Annotated in this window: 16 protein-coding genes; 4 read left to right on the top strand and 12 right to left on the bottom strand. The window is 67.5% G+C overall.

Features of this window, described 5'->3' with window-relative positions:
• Positions 1 to 60 precede the first annotated feature (60 nt).
• From CupriaWKF_RS08575 to CupriaWKF_RS08565, 3 genes are all read left to right on the top strand, one after another.
• Positions 61 to 246, top strand: a complete 186-nt coding sequence (locus CupriaWKF_RS08575; protein ID WP_276100588.1) for a DUF2970 domain-containing protein — start codon at positions 61 to 63, stop codon at positions 244 to 246.
• Between the two features lie 63 nt (positions 247 to 309).
• Positions 310 to 1587 carry a cytochrome c gene (locus tag CupriaWKF_RS08570; protein WP_276100587.1) on the top strand — a complete coding sequence of 426 codons (1278 nt, stop codon included), beginning with the start codon at positions 310 to 312 and terminating at the stop codon, positions 1585 to 1587.
• A 17-nt stretch (positions 1588 to 1604) separates the two neighbouring features.
• Positions 1605 to 3443 (top strand): NAD(P)/FAD-dependent oxidoreductase, encoded by a 1839-nt coding sequence (locus tag CupriaWKF_RS08565; RefSeq protein ID WP_276100586.1) that lies wholly within the window; start codon positions 1605 to 1607, stop codon positions 3441 to 3443.
• A 2-nt stretch (positions 3444 to 3445) separates the two neighbouring features.
• Here the strand turns inward: CupriaWKF_RS08565 and CupriaWKF_RS08560 are convergent, their stop codons facing one another.
• The 9 genes from CupriaWKF_RS08560 to CupriaWKF_RS08520 form a co-directional block, all read right to left on the bottom strand.
• A complete protein-coding gene (locus tag CupriaWKF_RS08560) occupies positions 3446 to 4426 on the bottom strand; it encodes a glutathione S-transferase family protein (RefSeq protein ID WP_276100584.1) in 981 nt (326 codons plus the stop codon).
• Between the two features lie 176 nt (positions 4427 to 4602).
• Positions 4603 to 5625 (bottom strand): acyltransferase, encoded by a 1023-nt coding sequence (locus CupriaWKF_RS08555; RefSeq protein WP_276100583.1) that lies wholly within the window; start codon positions 5623 to 5625, stop codon positions 4603 to 4605.
• 101 nt (positions 5626 to 5726) lie between these two features.
• The gene (locus CupriaWKF_RS08550; protein WP_276100582.1) at positions 5727 to 6026 is read right to left on the bottom strand and encodes a hypothetical protein; all 300 of its coding nucleotides are present in this window, start codon (positions 6024 to 6026) and stop codon (positions 5727 to 5729) included.
• A gap of 262 nt (positions 6027 to 6288) precedes the next feature.
• The gene (locus tag CupriaWKF_RS08545; RefSeq protein WP_276100581.1) at positions 6289 to 7242 is read right to left on the bottom strand and encodes a hydroxymethylglutaryl-CoA lyase; all 954 of its coding nucleotides are present in this window, start codon (positions 7240 to 7242) and stop codon (positions 6289 to 6291) included.
• Position 7243: 1 nt separating this feature from the next.
• Positions 7244 to 9268, bottom strand: coding sequence for an acetyl/propionyl/methylcrotonyl-CoA carboxylase subunit alpha (locus tag CupriaWKF_RS08540; protein WP_276100580.1), 2025 nt, complete (start codon positions 9266 to 9268; stop codon positions 7244 to 7246).
• A gap of 132 nt (positions 9269 to 9400) precedes the next feature.
• Positions 9401 to 10189 (bottom strand): enoyl-CoA hydratase/isomerase family protein, encoded by a 789-nt coding sequence (locus CupriaWKF_RS08535; RefSeq protein WP_276100579.1) that lies wholly within the window; start codon positions 10187 to 10189, stop codon positions 9401 to 9403.
• A gap of 40 nt (positions 10190 to 10229) precedes the next feature.
• A complete protein-coding gene (locus CupriaWKF_RS08530) occupies positions 10230 to 11837 on the bottom strand; it encodes a carboxyl transferase domain-containing protein (RefSeq protein WP_276100578.1) in 1608 nt (535 codons plus the stop codon).
• A 62-nt stretch (positions 11838 to 11899) separates the two neighbouring features.
• A complete protein-coding gene (locus tag CupriaWKF_RS08525; RefSeq protein WP_276100576.1) occupies positions 11900 to 13081 on the bottom strand; it encodes an isovaleryl-CoA dehydrogenase in 1182 nt (393 codons plus the stop codon).
• A 38-nt stretch (positions 13082 to 13119) separates the two neighbouring features.
• Positions 13120 to 14856 carry an AMP-binding protein gene (locus CupriaWKF_RS08520; RefSeq protein ID WP_276100575.1) on the bottom strand — a complete coding sequence of 579 codons (1737 nt, stop codon included), beginning with the start codon at positions 14854 to 14856 and terminating at the stop codon, positions 13120 to 13122.
• A 272-nt stretch (positions 14857 to 15128) separates the two neighbouring features.
• Between CupriaWKF_RS08520 and CupriaWKF_RS08515 the strand changes: the two genes are divergently transcribed.
• Positions 15129 to 15839, top strand: coding sequence for a TetR/AcrR family transcriptional regulator (locus tag CupriaWKF_RS08515; RefSeq protein WP_276100574.1), 711 nt, complete (start codon positions 15129 to 15131; stop codon positions 15837 to 15839).
• Between the two features lie 4 nt (positions 15840 to 15843).
• Here CupriaWKF_RS08515 and CupriaWKF_RS08510 read toward each other — a convergent pair whose 3' ends face one another.
• The 3 genes from CupriaWKF_RS08510 to CupriaWKF_RS08500 form a co-directional block, all read right to left on the bottom strand.
• Complete coding sequence (locus CupriaWKF_RS08510) at positions 15844 to 15978, bottom strand: hypothetical protein (protein WP_276100572.1); 135 nt, start codon at positions 15976 to 15978, stop codon at positions 15844 to 15846.
• 253 nt (positions 15979 to 16231) lie between these two features.
• The gene (locus CupriaWKF_RS08505) at positions 16232 to 17032 is read right to left on the bottom strand and encodes an ABC transporter permease subunit (RefSeq protein ID WP_276100724.1); all 801 of its coding nucleotides are present in this window, start codon (positions 17030 to 17032) and stop codon (positions 16232 to 16234) included.
• A gap of 115 nt (positions 17033 to 17147) precedes the next feature.
• The gene (locus CupriaWKF_RS08500; protein WP_276100571.1) at positions 17148 to 17924 is read right to left on the bottom strand and encodes an ATP-binding cassette domain-containing protein; all 777 of its coding nucleotides are present in this window, start codon (positions 17922 to 17924) and stop codon (positions 17148 to 17150) included.
• Between the last annotated feature and the right edge of the window lie 126 nt (positions 17925 to 18050).

Here is an 18050-nt window from a genome sequence, read left to right as displayed (position 1 = left end):
AATCAGCGCGAGGGCAGGCAGCGCCCCGCAGTGGCTGCCAGGGGAGACAAGGAGGTAGTCATGAACCCGCTGAGGCTGGTCCGCACCGTACTATGGGGCTTCCTTGGCCTGCGCAAAGGCCAGGAACACCAGCGCGACCTGGAGAACATGCGGCCGCTGCCGCTGATCCTGACCGGCGTGACGCTGGCCGCGGGGCTGGTGCTGGGCCTCGTGCTGGTGGCAAAGTTCGCGGTAGCCAGCGCCTGAGGCTGGCTGCCGGCGCGGCAGACAGATCGTGATCACCGAGAACAACAAGACCTGGACGCACCCATGCTTTTCCCCGCAAGGCGGTTGCTGACCGCCGCCACGCTGCTCGCCGGCCTGCTCGGCAGTGCTTGCGCCGCTGCGCAGGCCGCCACGGCCGACGTGGAGCGCGGCCGCTACCTTGCGCGCATCGCGAACTGCGCGGCCTGCCATACGAACCAATCCGGCAAGCCGTTTGCCGGCGGCCTGCCGATCCGCACCGCGGCGGGCACCCTCTATTCGACCAATATCACACCGGACGCGACCGGCATTGGCGGCTACACGCTGGCGGAATTCGACCGCGCGGTGCGCCAGGGCGTGGCGCGCGACGGCAGGCGGCTCTATCCGGCCATGCCATACCCGTCCTACGCGCGCATGCGCCCCGAGGACGTTGCCGCCCTCTATGCCTATATGCGGGCCGGCGTTGCGCCGGTCAGCCAGCGCAACCGCGATGCCGAGATGCGCTGGCCGTACAGCATGCGCCCGCTGCTGGTAGTGTGGAACGCGTTGTACCTGAGCGGCTCGCCGGTCCGCACCGACGCCGCGAAGGGCGCGGAATGGAACCGCGGTGCCTATCTCGTGCAGGCGGTCGCGCATTGCGGCGCATGCCATACGCCGCGCGGCTGGCTGTATGCCGAAAAGGGCCTGGACGAGCGCAGCAAGCGTTTCCTGTCGGGCGCCAGCGTGGAAGGCTGGTCGGCGACCAATCTGACGGGGGACCAGGTCACCGGACTGGGCGCATGGTCGCGCGCTGAGATCGCCGAGTTCCTGCGCACCGGGCGCAATGCGCACGCGACCTCGTTCGGGCCGATGTCCACGGTGATCGCCACGGCCACCCAGTACATGGCGCCGGCCGATCTCGACGCCGTGGCGGTCTACCTGAAGTCGCTGCCAGGCGCTCGCGGCGAGACCGGGCCGTTCCGGCATGATCCGGCCACGGCGCCACGTCTGCTGCAGGGCCGCTTCGACAGCCCGGGCTCACGCCAGTACTCGCAGTTCTGCATGCCTTGCCATGGCGCCGACGGCAAGGGGTTTGCGCGCGTGTTCCCGCCGCTCGCCGGCAATCCGACGGTCGCCGACCCGGACCCGGCCTCGCTGGTCAACCTGTTGCTTAACGGCGCCGTGACCGCGCGCGTCGACACCGCGCCGACCGACTATCACATGCCCGGCTATGGCTGGACCCTGGACAACCAGGAACTGGCCAACCTGCTCACCTTCATCCGCGGCAACTGGGGCAACCGCGCAGCGCCGGTCGGCGAGGCGGCCGTTGCCGCGCGCCGGCGCGAGCTGGAAGCCGCCCGCTGACCCCGCCACGACGACCCATGACGATTTCGCGCAGAGATTTCCTCAACGGCACCGCGCTGGCCATTGCCGCCGGCGTGGCGCCCGCGCAACTGCTGGCCGCCGCGCAGGTGCAGCCCGGCGCGGCTTATCCGCCAGCGCTGACGGGCCTGCGCGGCAACCACGCAGGGACCTTCACACTGGCCCACAGCCTCGCGCGCGAAGGCGCGAAGTACCCCACCGTGATGGCCCACGAGGCCTTCGACCTTGTGGTGGTGGGCGGCGGCCTGAGCGGGCTGGCGGCGGCGTGGTTCTATCAGCGCCGCTTTGGCCCGGGCAAGCGCATCCTGATCCTGGACAACCACGACGACTTCGGCGGCCACGCCAAGCGCAATGAATTCACGGTGCGCGGCAAGCGGCTGGTGACTTATGGCGGCAGTGCGGAGATGCCGCCCACGGCAGCCGCCGATGCCGCCATGCGCGAGCTGCTGGGCGGCCTTGGCCTGGATCCGGCACGCGCGCCGCTGGCCGAGCCGGCGGACCCCTATGCCGCGCTCGGCATGGGCCGCGCGGTGTTCTTCGACTCGGACCATTTCGGCCGGGACCTGTGGCTCGGCGGCGATCCGTTCGGCGAACTGGTCGACGCGCGCGGCGGGCGGCAGGGCGTTGCCGCACCGGACGCCGCGGCGCTGCGGCGCTTCCTGGATGCCGCGCCATTGCCGCCGCAGGATCGCGCGGCACTGGCCCGGCTTGCCGATGGCAGCACCGACTACCTGCCAGGCATGGCGGCCGCAGAGCGCGCCACCTATCTTCGCGGCACGCGCTATGCGGCATTCCTGCGCGACAAGGCCGGCATCGGGCTGGCCGGGCAGCGTTTCCTGCGCAGCCGCAGCAACGATGCCTTCGCGCTCGATGCCGACGGCATCAGCGTGGCCGACGCCATCGGCATCGGCCTGCCGGCTGGCGCGGGCATGCCGGCACCGGCGCTGGATCCGCGCCTGGGCAAGTCGCCGGCCTCGCGGCTGTGGTTCCCGGACGGCAACGCCTCGCTGGCGCGGCTGCTGGTGCAGAAGCTGATTCCCGGCGTAGCGAAGCTCGCGCGTCCCACGGATATCGTCAACGCGGCGTTTGACTACGGGCGCCTGGACCAGGACGGCGCGCCGGTACGGCTGCGCCTGGAGGCCACCGCCATCGCGGTGGATCCGGATGGCCCGATCACGCGCGTCACGTACGGCTGGCGCGGCAACCTGCACCGTATCGAAGCGCGCCACGTGGTGCTGGCGGGCTGGAACATGATGGTGCCGTACCTGATGCCGTCACTGCCGGCCGCGCAAGGCGACACGCTGCGCGGCGAAGTGAAGGCGCCGCTGGTCTATACCAAGGTGGCACTGGACCACTGGCGCGCGTTTGTCGCGCTCAAGACGCGGCGCATCCACGCCCCGGCCATGGCCTATACCGACCTGTGGCTGGAGCCGCCGGCCGGCTCCAGCCCCGCCGATCCCGCGGTGCTGCACATGCTGTATGTGCCGACGGTGCCCGACAGCGGCATGAGCGCGCGCGAGCGCTTCCGCGCGGGGCGTGCGTTCCTGCTGGGCACGCCGTTCAGCGAACTCGAGCGCGGCATCCGCACGCAGCTCGACCGCATGCTGGGGCCGGCGGGATTCGCCGCGAAGGACGTGATCCGCGCCATCACCGTCAACCGCTGGGCGCATGGTTACAGCTATCGGCCGGATACCCTTGCCGGGGAGGATCCGGCAGCGTGGGCATCGCCTGCGGGCGTGGGCAATGTGAGCTTCGCGGGCAGCGACAGCGCGGGCAGCCCGTCGCTGACGGCGGCTGTCGCACAGGGCCGGCGTGCCGTGGATCGCCTGGCGGGCTGAACTCAGCCCAGGCGCTCGCGCCCGTGCGGCGCGGCAAGGTCCAGCACCGGCCCGGCGGGCACGACGCCGGCCGGATTCAGCGTGCGGTGGCTTTCGTAGTAGTGGCGCTTGATGTGCTCGAAGTTCACGGTGCCGGCGATGCCGGGGTGCTGGTAGAGGTCGCGCACGAAGCCCGACAGCGCCGGATAGTCGGCGATACGGCGCAGATTGCACTTGAAGTGCCCGACATACACCGGGTCGAAGCGGACCAGCGTGGTGAAGAGGCGGATGTCGGCTTCCGTCAGGCGATTGCCGACCAGGTAGCGCTGCGTGGCCAGGCGGGCTTCCAGCCAGTCGAGTGTTTCGAACAGCGGCCATACGGCCTCTTCGTAGGCCTCTTGCGAGGTGGCGAAGCCGGCCTTGTAGACGCCGTTGTTGACCGTGTCATAGACGCGCGCGTTGATCGTGTCGATCTCCGCGCGCAGTGCCGCCGGATAGTAGTCGCCGGGCGCCGCGCCAATGCCGTCGAAGGCGCTGTTCATCATGCGCAGGATCTCGGACGACTCGTTGCTGACGATGGTCGCGCGCTGCCGGTCCCACAGCACCGGCACCGTGACGCGGCCGCTGTATTGCGGATCGGCGGCCGTATAGACCTGGTGCAGCACGCGCGCATGGTTGACCGTGTCCGGCACCACGCCAGGCCCGTCGGCAAAGGTCCAGCCTTCCGCGCGCATCAGCCAGTGCACCACCGAGACGCCGATCATGTCCTCCAGCCCCTTCAGGCGGCGCATGATCAGCGTGCGGTGCGCCCACGGGCATGCCAGGCTCACATAGAGGTGGTAGCGCCCGGCCTGCGCGGCGAAGCCGCCCGACCCCGACGGCCCGGCACGGCCATCGGCCGTGACCCAGTTCCGGAACGCGGCGTCCTTGCGCACGAAACGCCCGCCGGTGGAGTCGGTGTCATACCACTTGTCCTGCCACTGGCCATTCACCAGAAGTCCCATTCGCTGCTCCTTGACGGCTGCGCGCGCCGTGCCTGCCGCATGACGCGCCTATGCCGCCATGGTGAGCGCTTTTGGCTCGCTTTCCCTACGATTTTCCAGACCGACTCGTTCGACTGCGTTGAACAAGTTGGCGTATGCGGGACTTGGTGGATCCATCCGGCATGGGGTGGCGCGGCTCAGTGGTCCGCCGCCTGTGCAAGCAAGCCTTCGATCTCCGCGTCCTTTTCCTCCCAGCGCTCGGCCAGCCAGCGATGGAAGTCGCTGCGGAAGGCCGGGTCGGTGCCGTAGTCGGCGCTGCAGAATTCCGGCGGGATGGGGATCTGCCGCACCCGGACGATGACGGGGCCGGTGCGGCCGCAGGCAAACTGCCAGAAGGTCGGCGCGCCGTGCGGATAGACGATGGTCGCATCCAGCAGCGCGCGAAAGCGCTGGCCCATGGTGTTGATGGTCACCGCCAGACCGCCAGCCTTGGGCTTGAGCAGATGGCGATACGGCGAAGCCTGCGCCGCGCGCTTGGCCTCGGTGAAACGTGTGCCCTCCGTGAACACCATCACGCTGGTTGGCGACAGCGAGAATTTTTCGCACGCGCGGCGCGCCGTGTCCTGGTCCTCGCGCCGGAGTTCGGGCTTGCGGCGCAACTGCGCCCGCGTGCGGCGCTTCATGAAGGGAAAGTCCAGCGCCCACCAGGCCAGGCCGATGAACGGTACATAGAGCAGTTGCTGCTTGAGGAAGAACTTCAGCAACGGCACCTGGCCGTTGAGCGCCCGCTGCAGCACGAAGATGTCCACCCACGACTGGTGGTTGCAGTTGACCAGGTACCAGTCGGACCGCTTCAGGCCGGCCATGCCGTCGACATCCCAGCCGTAGCGCTGGATCGCGCCGAACCACGCGCCATTGCACGTAATCCATGCGCGCGCGATGCCATTGAGCATGGGATCGATGCGCCGCCTCGCGCCGGGCATCGGCAAGGCCAGCTTGAGCAGCGCGAACGGGCAAAGCAGCAGGCACCAGAGCAGCGTATTCAGCGCGAGCACGAGCAGGCTGACGACGCCCAGGGGCCAGCTATGCAGCGGCGGGCTGGACTTGCGCTGGTGGAGGTGGAGAGGCTTGTCGCCGCTCCGGATGGCCTGGCCGGCAGCGCCGGTGCTGCCGGGAGCGGCATGAGTGGTGGGGGTGGTAGGGGTGGTGATCGATTTCATGCGCGCCAGTTTGGCGGCGCGAAGCCGGCGACGATTTGCGCGCGATCAAATCCGATCCCATGCCACTGGGAAATCAGCGATTGTGGCTGCAAGGGCGGGCCTTATTTGGCTGGCGCTTTCTTGCTGTGTGGTTTGCCCGGCGGCTTGGACTGTGTGTCCTTGTCATCGGCCAGTGACGAAGACGTATCCTGTTTCGCGCCCTGCGTGTACGGATCGAACTTGTCCCCGGCACGCTGGGTGTCGGGAACGTATCCGTCCTTGTTGGTGGAGCGTTGCGGATCGGCAGGGGTGCCCTGGCTGCGCATGTTGTAGTCGTAGCGGTCCGCCGGGTTCGCCGGTCCGGCGGCATGGGCGGCTATCGGGACAAGTGCGGCGATGGCCAGTGCGGCAATGGTCTTCATGAATGCCTCCTTGCGAACGGGGTCGCGGGATGCGATGCGTCGGGTTGCACCGGCAATGTGTCTTGCCGATGCGCCAGACTCCTAGCCTAGGCGCCTCGGGCGCCAAGTTCCAGTGCCTGTCAGCGCGGCATGTGGCGCCGGCGTTGCCCGATGTCTGTCGCAACCTGCCTCGTTCTCAGACACACTTTCCGCGTCAGCCGCCGCACACCGGGTTTGGCGGGTGTTTCCTGGCATATGCAGGGCCCGGTCTCGAGCACAGGGCTCAGACGCATTCCCGCGGGCGGCCGCGCTCGAGCACCGCCTTGCCGACGCGCGAACCGTAGGGTCGCCCGATTGCCTCGGAGATGAAGACGCCAGCCTGAATCACCTGGTCCAGGTCGATGCCGGTATGGATGCCCATGCCGTGCAGCATGTACAGCAGGTCTTCCGTCGCCACGTTGCCCGACGCGCCCTTGGCGTAAGGGCAGCCGCCAAGGCCCGCTACCGAGGCGTGGAAGATGCGGATGCCTGCCTGCAGGCTGGCCAGGATGTTCGGCAGCGCTTGGCCATACGTGTCATGAAAGTGCCCCGCCAGCCGTTCGCGCGGGAACACATGCGCGGCGGCTTCCATCACGGCCTGCGTGCGCAGCGGTGTTCCTACGCCGATGGTGTCGGCAATGTCGATCTCGTCGCAGCCCAGGTCGCGCATGCGGCCGACCACGTCGGCCACCTTCTCAAGCGCGATTTCGCCCTCATAGGGGCAGCCGAGCGCGCAGGAGATGCTCGCGCGCAGGCGCAGGCCTGCAGCCTTGGCCGCCGCGGCCACCGGCTCGAAGCGCGCGACCGATTCGGCCACCGAGCAGTTGATGTTGCGCTGGGAAAATGCTTCGCTGGCAGCGCCGAAAATGACGACCTCGCCGGCGCCGGCGGCGAGCGCGGCTTCGAAGCCCTTCATATTGGGCGTCAGTGCCGAATAGACGGTGCCGGCCCGGCGCGCGATGGTGCCCATGACTTCCGCGCCATCGGCCATCTGCGGCACCCACTTGGGCGAGACAAAGGACGCGGTCTCGATATTGGCAAAGCCCGCCGCGCTCAGGCGATCGACGAGTTCGATCTTGGCCGCGGCCGGCACATGGCGCGCCTCGTTCTGCAAGCCGTCGCGCGGGCCCACCTCGACGATCTTGACGGACTCGGGCAGCGCAAGCCGCTGGGGAAGAGCAGGGGCGTTCCGTTCCATGTCAGGCGGCCTCCTGTTCCAGCGTCACGAGTTGCGCCCCTTCCTGGACCTGGTCGCCGACGGCGTACAGCACTTCCTGCACGGTGCCGCCTGCCGGTGCGGTCAGCGTGTGCTCCATCTTCATGGCTTCCATGACGATCAGCGCATCGCCCTTGTTGATGGTGGCGCCGGCCTCGACCATCACCGCAATGATGCGGCCCGGCATCGGCGCGGCCAGCTTGCCGCCTTCGCCTTCGGCTTCGCCGGCGTGCATCAGCGGGTCCGCCAGTACCAGCGAGCACTGGCCTTCGCCGCTGAAGACGTGCAGCGTGTCGCCATCGATATGGCACTGCCCCTTGACGGTAAGCTCGCCGAGGTCGATGGTGTGCACTTCGTCGCGCAGCGACGCGCGGAACGGCAGGGACTTGCCGCGGGCGGTGAGGCGCTGGCGGCCGGCTTCGCTGTGCACGGTGACATCGATGTTGCCGTCAGGGCTCTGCAGGCGGTAAGCCGTACTGGCTGCGCCATTGAGCCGCCACGCGCCGCCATGCGTCCACGGCGAGTGCTGGTCGGCCGCGTCGATGCGGCGCTCGCGCGTTTCGCGGTCGAGCAGCGCGGCGGTCGCCAGCGCGATGATCTCCATGCCGACCGGCGCGGGCGCCGGGAACAGCGTGGCCTCGTTGCGTTCGATCAGCCCCGTGTCGAGATCGGCCGTGCGGAACGCCTCGGATTTCACCAGCCGCTGCAGGAATGCCACGTTGGTGGACAAGCCCACCACGTGGTATGCCGCCAGCGCCTGGCGCATGCGCGCGAGCGCCTCGTCGCGGTCCTTGCCCCACACGATCAGCTTGGCGATCATCGGATCGTAGTACGGGCTGATGGTGTCGCCCTCGCGCACGCCGGCGTCGATGCGCACGCCGGCAGGGCCGTGGGCATCGCCGCCGCGCATGAACTGCACCGCCGGCGGCGTGCGCAGGAAGCGCAGCGTGCCGGTGGACGGCAGGAACTGCTTGTCGGGGTTCTCGGCGTAGATGCGCGCTTCGAGCGCGTGGCCATCGATGCGCAGTTGTTCCTGCTTCAGTGGCAGCGGCTCGCCGGCCGCCACGCGCAGTTGCCATTCGACCAGGTCCTGCCCGGTGATCATCTCGGTGACCGGATGCTCGACCTGCAGGCGCGTGTTCATCTCCATGAAATAGAACGAGCCGTCCTGGTTGGCGATGAACTCGACCGTGCCGGCGCCGACATAGCCGACGGCCTTGGCGGCGGCCACAGCAGCTTCGCCCATCGCGCGGCGGCGTTCCCCGGTCATGCCCGGCGCGGGCGCTTCTTCCAGCACCTTCTGGTGGCGGCGCTGCACCGAGCAGTCACGCTCGAACAGGTAGACGCAGTTGCCGTGGGTGTCGGCAAAGACCTGGATCTCGATATGGCGCGGCCGGGTGAGGTACTTTTCGACGAGCACCTTGTCGTCGCCGAAGCTGGCCGATGCCTCGCGCTTGACCGAGGCCAGCGCCGCGTCAAAGGCATCGCCCGATTCGACCACGCGCATGCCCTTGCCGCCGCCCCCGGCACTGGCCTTGAGCAGCACCGGATAGCCGATGCGATCGGCCTCGCTGCGCAGCAGGCCCGGATTCTGGTCTTCGCCGTGGTAGCCGGGCACCAGCGGCACCGAGGCCTTTTCCATCAGTTGCTTGGCCGCGCTCTTGCTGCCCATCGCGTGGATCGCGGAGGCCGGCGGACCGATGAAGACCAGTCCAGCCGCGGCGCAGGCCTCGGCAAAGGCTTCGTTCTCGGAGAGGAAGCCGTAGCCGGGATGGATCGCCTGAGCGCCGGTCTCCTTCGCCATCTCGATGATGTGGTCGGCGCGCAGGTAGCTGTCGCGCGCCGCGGCGCCGCCGATATGGACGGCTTCGTCGCAGAAGGCGACGTGGCGCGCATCGGCGTCGGCGTCGGAGTACACCGCGACGGTGCGGATGCCCAGCCGGCGGCAGGTGGCGGCGACGCGGCAGGCGATTTCACCTCGGTTCGCGATCAGGATCTTGTTGAACATGGTTTCTCCTGGGATGGGGGCGGGCGGTGTCGGCCGCGACCGCTGCCGCATGCCGGCAGCGGGCAGGCGCTGCCACGGCATGCTGCCGGGGTTCTCTTGATAGGGGTGTCGGGTGCGGCGGTCGGCTCTAACTTAAGCCGGCTTCCAGGCTGGCGAGCGTTTTTCCAGGAAGGCGCGCACGCCTTCGCGGCCTTCTTCCGAGGCGCGGATCGCGGCAATGCGGTCCGCCGTATCGGCGAGCAGGTGGTTGTCGATCACGCGGCCCGCGACTTCCTGCACCAGCCGCTTGCTCTCGCGCACGGCGTTGGGACTGTTGCCCACCAGCGCCGCGGTGATTTCCTCGACCTTCGCGTCCAGCGCGTCGGCCGGCACCACGGCGTGGACGAAGCCCAGGCGTAGCGCTTCGGTGGCATCGAAGCGCTCGGCGGTGATGAAGTAGCGGCGCGATGCCTGCTCGCCCATGGCACGGATCACGTACGGGCTGATGGTGGCGGGCAGCAGGCCAAGGCGCGCTTCCGACAGGCAGAAGTGCGCATGGTCGGCGGCCACCGAGATGTCGCATGCGGCAGCGAGGCCCACGCCCCCGGCGTAGGTGTCGCCCTGAATGCGCGCGACGACCGGGCGCGGGCAGGACCAGATGGTATGCAGCATCCTCGCGAGGGCCAGCGCATCGGCGCGGTTCTCGTCGTTCGAGTAGCCGGCCATCTTCTTCATCCAGTTCAGGTCGGCTCCGGCGCAGAATGCCGGGCCGTTGCCGGCGAGGACGATGGCTCGCACTTCGTCGTTGCCGCCGAGTACGCGGAAGGCCTCGGTCAGCTCGGCGATGACGGTCTCGTTGAATGCGTTGCGTACGTCCGGACGGTTCAGCGTGACAGTCGCCACATGGCGGGCGACGGTGACGGTAAGCGTGGTGAATTCCATGGCTGTCTGGCTTGGATAAGCGTTGGGATCTGCGGCCGGCTTACATCCGGAACACGCCGAACTTCATGTCATCGATCGGCGCGTTCAGGCTCGCCGACAGGCCCAGCCCCAGCACCGTGCGCGTCTGCGCCGGGTCGATCACGCCGTCGTCCCACAGCCGCGCGCTCGCGTAGTACGGGTGGCCCTGGTGCTCGTACTGGTCGCGGATCGGCTGCTTGAACGCCTCTTCTTCCTCCGCGCTCCACTTGCCGCCTTTCGCCTCGATGCCGTCGCGGCGCACCGTCGCCAGCACGCTCGCGGCCTGTTCGCCACCCATCACCGAGATACGAGCATTCGGCCACATCCACAGGAAGCGCGGCGAATACGCGCGGCCGCACATGCCGTAGTTGCCGGCACCGAACGAGCCGCCGATGATCACCGTGAACTTCGGCACCTGCGCGGTCGCCACGGCAGTCACCATCTTGGCGCCGTTGCGCGCGATGCCCTCGTTCTCGTACTTGCGGCCCACCATGAAGCCGGTGATGTTCTGCAGGAACACCAGCGGGATCTTGCGCTGGCAGCACAGCTCGATGAAGTGCGCGCCCTTGAGTGCCGACTCCGAGAACAGGATGCCGTTGTTGGCGACGATGCCGACCGGGTAACCCCAGATGCGCGCAAAACCGCATACCAGCGTGGTGCCGTAGCGCGCCTTGAACTCGTCGAACTCGGAGCCGTCGACGATGCGCGAGATCACCTCGCGCACATCGAACGGCTTGCGCGTGTCGGTCGGGATCACGCCATACAGTTCCTCGACCGGATACAGGGGCTCGGCCGGCGCGTGCAGGCGGATCTGGTCGGGCTTGCGCCGGTTCAGGTGCTGCACGATGTTCCGGGCCAGCGACAGGGCGTGATGGTCGTTCTGCGCGAAGTAGTCCGCCACGCCAGACAGCCGCGTATGCACGTCGGCGCCGCCGAGGTCCTCGGCGCTGACTTCTTCACCGGTGGCCGCCTTCACCAGCGGCGGGCCGCCGAGAAAGATGGTGCCCTGATTCTTGACGATGATCGATTCGTCGCTCATCGCCGGCACATAGGCGCCGCCGGCCGTGCACGAGCCCATCACCACCGCGATCTGCGGGATGCCCTGCTTGGACAGGTTGGCCTGGTTGTAGAAGATGCGGCCGAAATGGTCGCGGTCGGGAAACACGTCGTCCTGGTTCGGCAGGTTGGCGCCGCCGGAGTCGACCAGGTAGATGCACGGCAGGTTGTTCTGCTCGGCGATCTCCTGCGCGCGCACATGCTTCTTGACCGTCATCGGGTAGTAGGTGCCGCCCTTGACGGTCGCGTCGTTGCAGACGATCACGCATTCCTGCCCGGCCACGCGGCCGATGCCGGTGATGATGCCGGCGCCCGGCGCGGCATTGTCGTACATGTCATACGCGGCGAGCTGCGACAGCTCCAGGAACGGGGTGCCCGGGTCCAGCAGTTGCTGCACGCGGTCACGCGGCAGCAGCTTGCCGCGCGACAGGTGCTTGTCGCGCGCGGCATCGCCGCCGCCTTCGGCCAGCTTCGCCACCTTGGCCTTGAGGTCGGCCACCAGCGCCTGCATGGCTTCGGCGTTGGCCTTGAACGCTTCGGAGCGTGCGTTGAGTTTGGTTTCTAAGGTCGGCATACGATCTTGGGCAGGTCTGGTTCTGGTCAGGCGGGGCGGGCAGCGGGGGCGTCGGTTGCGGATCAGGCCGTTTCGGCAAACAGCTCGCGGCCGATCAGCATGCGGCGGATTTCCGAGGTGCCGGCGCCGATCTCGTACAGCTTGGCGTCGCGCCACAGGCGGCCGGCCGGGTATTCGTTGATATAGCCGTTGCCACCCAGGATCTGCACGGTTTCACCAGCCATCCACGTGGCCTTCTCGGCCGTGTACAGGATCACCGCCGCGCAGTCCTTGCGCACCTGGCGCACGTGGTCGGCGCCGAGCGAGTCAAGGTTCTTGCCGACCGTGTACAGGTAGCTGCGCGCGGCCTGCAGCGTGGTGTACATGTCGGCCACCTTACCCTGGATCAGCTGGAATTCGCCGATGCTCTGGCCGAACTGCTTGCGGTCGTGGATGTACGGCGTGACCACGTCCATGCACGCCTGCATGATGCCGACCGGGCCGCCCGACAGCACGGCGCGCTCGTAGTCGAGGCCGCTCATCAGCACCTTGGCGCCACCGTTCTTGGCGCCCAGGATGTTCTCGACCGGGACTTCCACATCCTCGAACACCAGCTCGCCGGTGTGCGAGCCGCGCATGCCGAGCTTGTCCAGCTTCTGTGCGACCGAGAAGCCCTTCATGCCCTTCTCGACGATGAAGGCAGTCATGCCGCGCGCACCCAGTTCCGGCTCGGTCTTCGCATAGACCACCAGCACGTCGCAGTCCGGGCCGTTGGTGATCCACATCTTGGTGCCGTTGAGCACATAGCGGTCGCCCTTGAAATCGGCGCGCAGCTTCATGCTGACCACATCGGAGCCGGCGTTCGGTTCGCTCATGGCCAGCGCACCGATCCATTCGCCGGACACCAGCTTCGGCAGGTACTTTGCCTTCTGCGCAGGCGTGCCGTTGCGGTGGATCTGGTTCACGCACAGGTTCGAATGCGCGCCGTATGAGAGGCCGACCGAGGCCGAGGCGCGGCTGATTTCCTCCATTGCCACCATGTGCGCGAGGTAGCCCATGTTGGCGCCGCCGTACTCCTCCGCCACAGTGATGCCGAGCACGCCGAGGTCGCCCATCTTCTTCCAGGCGTCCATGGGGAACTGGTCGGTGCGGTCGATTTCACCGGCACGCGGGGCCAGCTCCGCCTGGGCCCAGTCGCGCACGGCGCCGCGCAGCATCTCGATGTCTTCGCCCAGGTCGAATTTCAGGCCAGGGAGTTCGGTCATGATCGTGTTCTTCCGTGAATGTGTAGAGGGCGCCGTGGTCAGGCGGTCTTGCTTTCGGTGAGGTTGAGTTCCTTCGTCATGCGTTCGCGCATGACGAACTTCTGCACCTTGCCCGTGATCGTCATCGGCATTTCGTCGACGAAGCGGATGTAGCGCGGGATCTTGTAGTGCGCGATCTGGTCGCGGCAGAACGCGCGGATCTCGTCCTCCGTGGCGCTCTGGCCCGGCTTGAGTACGATCCACGCGCAGATTTCCTCGCCGTATTTCTGGTCCGGCACGCCGAATACCTGCACGGCCTGTACCTTCGGATGGCGGAACAGGAATTCCTCGATCTCGCGCGGATAGACGTTCTCGCCGCCGCGGATCAGCATGTCCTTGACGCGGCCGACGATATTGCAGTAACCCTCGGCGTCGATCGTCGCCAGGTCGCCGGTGTGCATCCAGCCGTCGCGGATCGCTTCGCTGGTGCGGGCTTCGTCGTCCCAGTAGCCGAGCATGACCGAGTAGCCGCGCGTGCACAGCTCGCCGGTCTCGCCGACCGGCACGATCTGGCCCGTGGCGTCGACGACCTTGCATTCCAGGTGCGGCTGCACGCGGCCGACCGTGGACACGCGCTTGGCGAGCGGGTCGTCGGTCGAGCTCTGGAACGATACGGGGCTGGTCTCCGTCATGCCGTAGGCAATCGTGACCTCCGCCATGTGCATGTCGGCGACGACGCGCTTCATGACTTCGATCGGGCACGGGGAGCCGGCCATGATGCCGGTGCGCAGCGTCGAGAAGTCGAAGCGGCTGAAGTCGGGGTGGTCGAGCTGCGCGATGAACATGGTGGGCACGCCATGCAGGGCGGTGCAGCGCTCCTCGCTGACGGCCGACATGGTCGCAACCGGTTCAAACGCTTCGCCCGGGAACACCATGCAAGCGCCCGTGGAGACGCATGCGAGCACGGCCAGGACCATGCCAAAGCAGTGGTACAGCGGCACGGGAATGCACAGCTTGTCCTGCTCGGTAAAGCGCATCGCGGCCGCGATGTAGCGCGCATTGTTGACGATGTTCCGGTGCGTCAGCGTGGCGCCCTTGGGCGCGCCCGTGGTGCCGCTGGTGAACTGGACGTTGATCGGGTCCTTGCGGTCGAGCTGCGCGGTAATTGCGTCCAGCTCGGAGGTCGGCGCGCCGGCGCCGCGCGCAAGCAATTCCTGCCAGGTCAGCATGCCCGGCGTGGGCGTGTCCTCCATGCGGATGACCCAGCGCAGCGCGGGCAGGCGGGCCGCCTGCAGGGCGCCCGGTTCGCATTGCTGCAACTCGGGGGCCAGGGCCTGGAGCATGTCCAGGTAGCGCGAGGTCTTGAACGATTCCGGCGCGATGACGGCCTTGCAGCCGACCTTATTCAGCGCGTATTCGAGCTCGGACAGGCGATAGGCCGGGTTGATATTGACCATGACGATGCCGACGCGTGCCGTGGCGAACTGGGTCAGCAGCCATTCAGCGCGGTTCGGCGACCAGATGCCGACACGGTCGCCGCGGCGCAGGCCCAGCGCGTGCAGGCCGGCCGCCATGGCATCGACGGCGGCGGCAAATTCCTGCCAGGTCCAGCGGATGCCCTGCTCGCGGAAGACCACCGCCGGACGCTGGCCGTGGCGCGCGACGGTATCGGCCAGCAGGGCCGGGATCGTCTGTTCGCTGAGCGGGGAGGTAGTGTCACCCTTTACATAGGACAGCCCGTTGGCAGGCAAGGTCGTATCGCGCACGGGCCGGGGTGTCCCAGGCTGCATCGTCATGCTCGTCTCCAGAATGCGGCGTTCGGTGTCGTTCTTCCCATATTTTGAGCTTTACTCAAAATGGCAGAGGGGAGTTCTCGGGCGGTTTGGCGCTGCTTTGTTCTCGTTGTCCGGTAAAGTTATACCTCCGCTCAGAAAAAATCAACAAAAATTGAGTATTGGTCAACTATCGTATAAAGTGGGTTCGGAGGCGCGCCCGGACGGGCGGCTGAGAGAGCGGGGCCGCACTTATAATGCGGACCTCGCGAATCACACCACGCAAGGACACGTCGATGCAGCAGATTGCGGGACAGCGCCGGGTGCCGGCGCGCGCCAAGGCCGAGCAGCGCATGCGCGACATCCTCCGGGTCGGACGGGAAGTGTTTTCCGAGCTTGGCTACGAGCGTGCGACCACCACGGAGATCGCGCAGCGGCTGGGCATCTCGGAAGGCACGGTCTTTACCTATTTCCACAGCAAGCGAGATCTCTGCGTGCGGGTCATCCAGGACTGGTACGACGAGATCATTGCCACCATGGAAAGCGGCCTGCCGCGCGAGCAGGGCACCAAGGTCCAGCTGGAATTCTTCGTGCGCACGCACCTGCGGCTGTTCCTGATCCAGGGCACGGGGCTGTGCGCGCTGGTGCTATCGGAAGGCCGTGCCAAGGGGCAGGGGCTGGAGGAAGTGTTCGTGCCGCTGCAGCGCCGCTATACGGCACCGTTGATGGACCTGCTGGCACGCGCGCAGGCGCGCAAGGAAATCCGGACCGACCTGTCATTGCGCTTGTTGCGCTCGGCCATCCTCGGGCCGATGGAGCACATCCTGTGGGATGCGGTAGTGAGCGGGCGTCCGGTCGATATCGACCGTGCCGCCAGCGACCTGATCGCGCTGCTTTGGCCGGCGCTTCAGCCGCCCGACCTGGACGCGGTCGCACTCAAGCAGTTCTATGGGGAAGTGGGCGCGGCGCTGGCGCGCGTGAAGCAGGGCGAGGCGCAGCAGGACTGAGCCGCTACTGCGCGGACAGGAACAGGTCGGGAATGCCCGTGGCGTTGTCGTCCTGGAAGACGTCAGGCTCGCCGGCGAGAAAGACGGCAGCCAGGGTCGCGGCGAGCACGGCGATCAGGTAGGCGAGTCTGGCGTTCATGGCGGTTCCTTGAGGGCTTGGACTGCAGCCTCTGTTACGCACATGCCGTGCCACGTGCCGATCGCACATCCAGGTGCTCAGGCAGTCTCCGGAGGGCCCGAAAATGGTGGTGGACAGCCAACAGGCGCTGATCGGCGTTGGGCCATGCCAGACTTCGACATGTCCCGGAATGAAAGAAAACGGCGCCCGCCTTGCCGCTTTCGCGGACAGGCGGGCGCCGTCGATGGCCCACGTGGAACGGGCGTGCCGGTTCCTACATGCGGCCCTTCCAGGGCACCAGCCACGTCTCCGACTTGCGCATCAGCAGATCGAACAGGAAGGCGATCAGCCCGATCAGCAGGATGCCCATGATGACCACATCGGTGCGCAGGAAGTTGGAGGCATTGAGCACCATCTGGCCAAGGCCGGCGGTGGCCGCCACCATCTCGGCCGCGACCAGCGTGGTCCAGCCGAAGCCGATGGCGATGCGCATGCCGGTCAGGATGTCGGGCAACGCAGCGGGCAGCACCACGTGGCGGATCACCTGCCACGGCGTGGCGCCCATCGAGTAGGCCGCGTTGATCTGCTCGATGGTGACCGAACGCACGCCGGCGCGGGCCGACATGGCCAGCGGCGCAAAGCAGGCCAGGTAGATCAGCAGGATCTTGGAGGTCTCGTCGATGCCGAACCAGATCACGATCAGCGGCAGGTAGGCCAGCGGCGGCAGCGGACGGTAGAACTCGATGGGCGGATCGAAGATGCCGCGCGCGATGCGCGACACGCCCATCAGCACGCCGACCGGCACGGCGGTGAGCACGGCCAGAGCGAAGGCGCCGAACACGCGCACCAGGCTGGCGTGGAAGTGTTCCAGCAGCGGCTGGCCGCCTTGCACGTTGCCGTTCCAGGCATCAATAAAGGCCTTGATGATGGCCTCCGGCGTGGGCAGGAACAATGGCGGCACCCACTGGAGATGGCTGGCGGTCCACCACAGGGCCAGTAGCGATACCACGGTGACGGTGGCAATGCGCGAACTCGAGCCTTCGCCGGGCATGCGGTAGCCCGAGACAGTGCGCATGGGGCGGCGCGAAGCAGCCGGCTGGCCGGTAGCGGCCGGGTTCCTGGCGGGTGCTGCGGCGGCCGCCACGGTGGCGGCGTCGACCTGCTGGACGGGTACGGTCATGGCTTTATCCTCAGGGCGTGGCATGGATCAGGTCGACGATTTCTTCGCGGTAGCGGATGAATTCCGGGTCGGACTTGACTGCCCGTGCATCGCCGCATTCGATGTAGCGCCGTGCGAAGGGCAGGTCGTAGCTGTGCGCGATGCGCCCCGGCGAGGGCGTCATCACGATCAGCCGCGTGGCAAGGAAGAGCGCCTCTTCCACGCTGTGCGTGATGAAGAAGACGATCTTCTGCTCGCGCGCCCACAGCCGGAGGATCAGCGCCTGGATCGATTCGCGCGTGAGCGCGTCGAGCGCGCCGAGCGGTTCGTCCATCAGCATCACTTCCGGGTCGTTGGCCAGCGCGCGCGCAATGCCCACGCGCTGCTGCATGCCGCCCGAGAGCTGGTAGACAGGCTTGCTGGCGACCTTCTCCAGTCCCACCTGCGCCAGTTTTTCCTGTGCGATGCGCAGGCGTTCGGCACGGCCCACGCCGCGCAGCCGCAGGCCAAGCGCGACGTTGTCGACCACGTTGAGCCACGGCATCAGCGCATGCTTCTGGAACACCACGCCGCGTTCGGCGCCGGGGCCCAGTACGGGCTTGCCATCGAGGCGGATCTCGCCTTCCGACGGCTGCATGAAGCCGGCGATGCAGGACAGCAGCGTGGTCTTGCCGCAGCCCGAGGCGCCGAGGGCGACGACGAAGTCGCCGCGTTCCATGGTCAGGTTCACTTGCGACAGCGCGAGCGTCTGCGCGCCGCCGCGGCCGCCGTAGTTGACGCTGACCTTGTCGATTTCCAGCCGGGACATGACAGTCCTCCTGAAATATTGGGGTGTAGCTCGCCGCATCGCCGGCCGCACGGGCGGGCGAGGGCAGGTACGACAGCGGAGCCGGGCAGGCACCGCCACGTGGCGCTTTAAGACTTTAAGAGGCTG

The sequence above is a fragment of the Cupriavidus sp. WKF15 genome, assembly GCF_029278605.1.
Lineage (GTDB): Bacteria > Pseudomonadota > Gammaproteobacteria > Burkholderiales > Burkholderiaceae > Cupriavidus.
The sequence above is the reverse complement of the archived record's forward strand: the minus strand, read 5'-3'. Positions and strand labels throughout refer to the sequence as shown.

What these genes read in the sequence shown, in the direction of transcription:
- CupriaWKF_RS08575 (WP_276100588.1), top strand. Translation starts at nt 61, where the DNA reads ATGAACCCGCTGAGGCTGGTCCGCACCGTACTATGGGGCTTCCTTGGC.
- CupriaWKF_RS08570 (WP_276100587.1), top strand. Translation starts at nt 310, where the DNA reads ATGCTTTTCCCCGCAAGGCGGTTGCTGACCGCCGCCACGCTGCTCGCC.
- CupriaWKF_RS08565 (WP_276100586.1), top strand. Translation starts at nt 1,605, where the DNA reads ATGACGATTTCGCGCAGAGATTTCCTCAACGGCACCGCGCTGGCCATT.
- CupriaWKF_RS08560 (WP_276100584.1), bottom strand. Translation starts at nt 4,426, where the DNA reads ATGGGACTTCTGGTGAATGGCCAGTGGCAGGACAAGTGGTATGACACC.
- CupriaWKF_RS08555 (WP_276100583.1), bottom strand. Translation starts at nt 5,625, where the DNA reads ATGAAATCGATCACCACCCCTACCACCCCCACCACTCATGCCGCTCCC.
- CupriaWKF_RS08550 (WP_276100582.1), bottom strand. Translation starts at nt 6,026, where the DNA reads ATGAAGACCATTGCCGCACTGGCCATCGCCGCACTTGTCCCGATAGCC.
- CupriaWKF_RS08545 (WP_276100581.1), bottom strand. Translation starts at nt 7,242, where the DNA reads ATGGAACGGAACGCCCCTGCTCTTCCCCAGCGGCTTGCGCTGCCCGAG.
- CupriaWKF_RS08540 (WP_276100580.1), bottom strand. Translation starts at nt 9,268, where the DNA reads ATGTTCAACAAGATCCTGATCGCGAACCGAGGTGAAATCGCCTGCCGC.
- CupriaWKF_RS08535 (WP_276100579.1), bottom strand. Translation starts at nt 10,189, where the DNA reads ATGGAATTCACCACGCTTACCGTCACCGTCGCCCGCCATGTGGCGACT.
- CupriaWKF_RS08530 (WP_276100578.1), bottom strand. Translation starts at nt 11,837, where the DNA reads ATGCCGACCTTAGAAACCAAACTCAACGCACGCTCCGAAGCGTTCAAG.
- CupriaWKF_RS08525 (WP_276100576.1), bottom strand. Translation starts at nt 13,081, where the DNA reads ATGACCGAACTCCCTGGCCTGAAATTCGACCTGGGCGAAGACATCGAG.
- CupriaWKF_RS08520 (WP_276100575.1), bottom strand. Translation starts at nt 14,856, where the DNA reads ATGACGATGCAGCCTGGGACACCCCGGCCCGTGCGCGATACGACCTTG.
- CupriaWKF_RS08515 (WP_276100574.1), top strand. Translation starts at nt 15,129, where the DNA reads ATGCAGCAGATTGCGGGACAGCGCCGGGTGCCGGCGCGCGCCAAGGCC.
- CupriaWKF_RS08510 (WP_276100572.1), bottom strand. Translation starts at nt 15,978, where the DNA reads ATGAACGCCAGACTCGCCTACCTGATCGCCGTGCTCGCCGCGACCCTG.
- CupriaWKF_RS08505 (WP_276100724.1), bottom strand. Translation starts at nt 17,032, where the DNA reads ATGCGCACTGTCTCGGGCTACCGCATGCCCGGCGAAGGCTCGAGTTCG.
- CupriaWKF_RS08500 (WP_276100571.1), bottom strand. Translation starts at nt 17,924, where the DNA reads ATGTCCCGGCTGGAAATCGACAAGGTCAGCGTCAACTACGGCGGCCGC.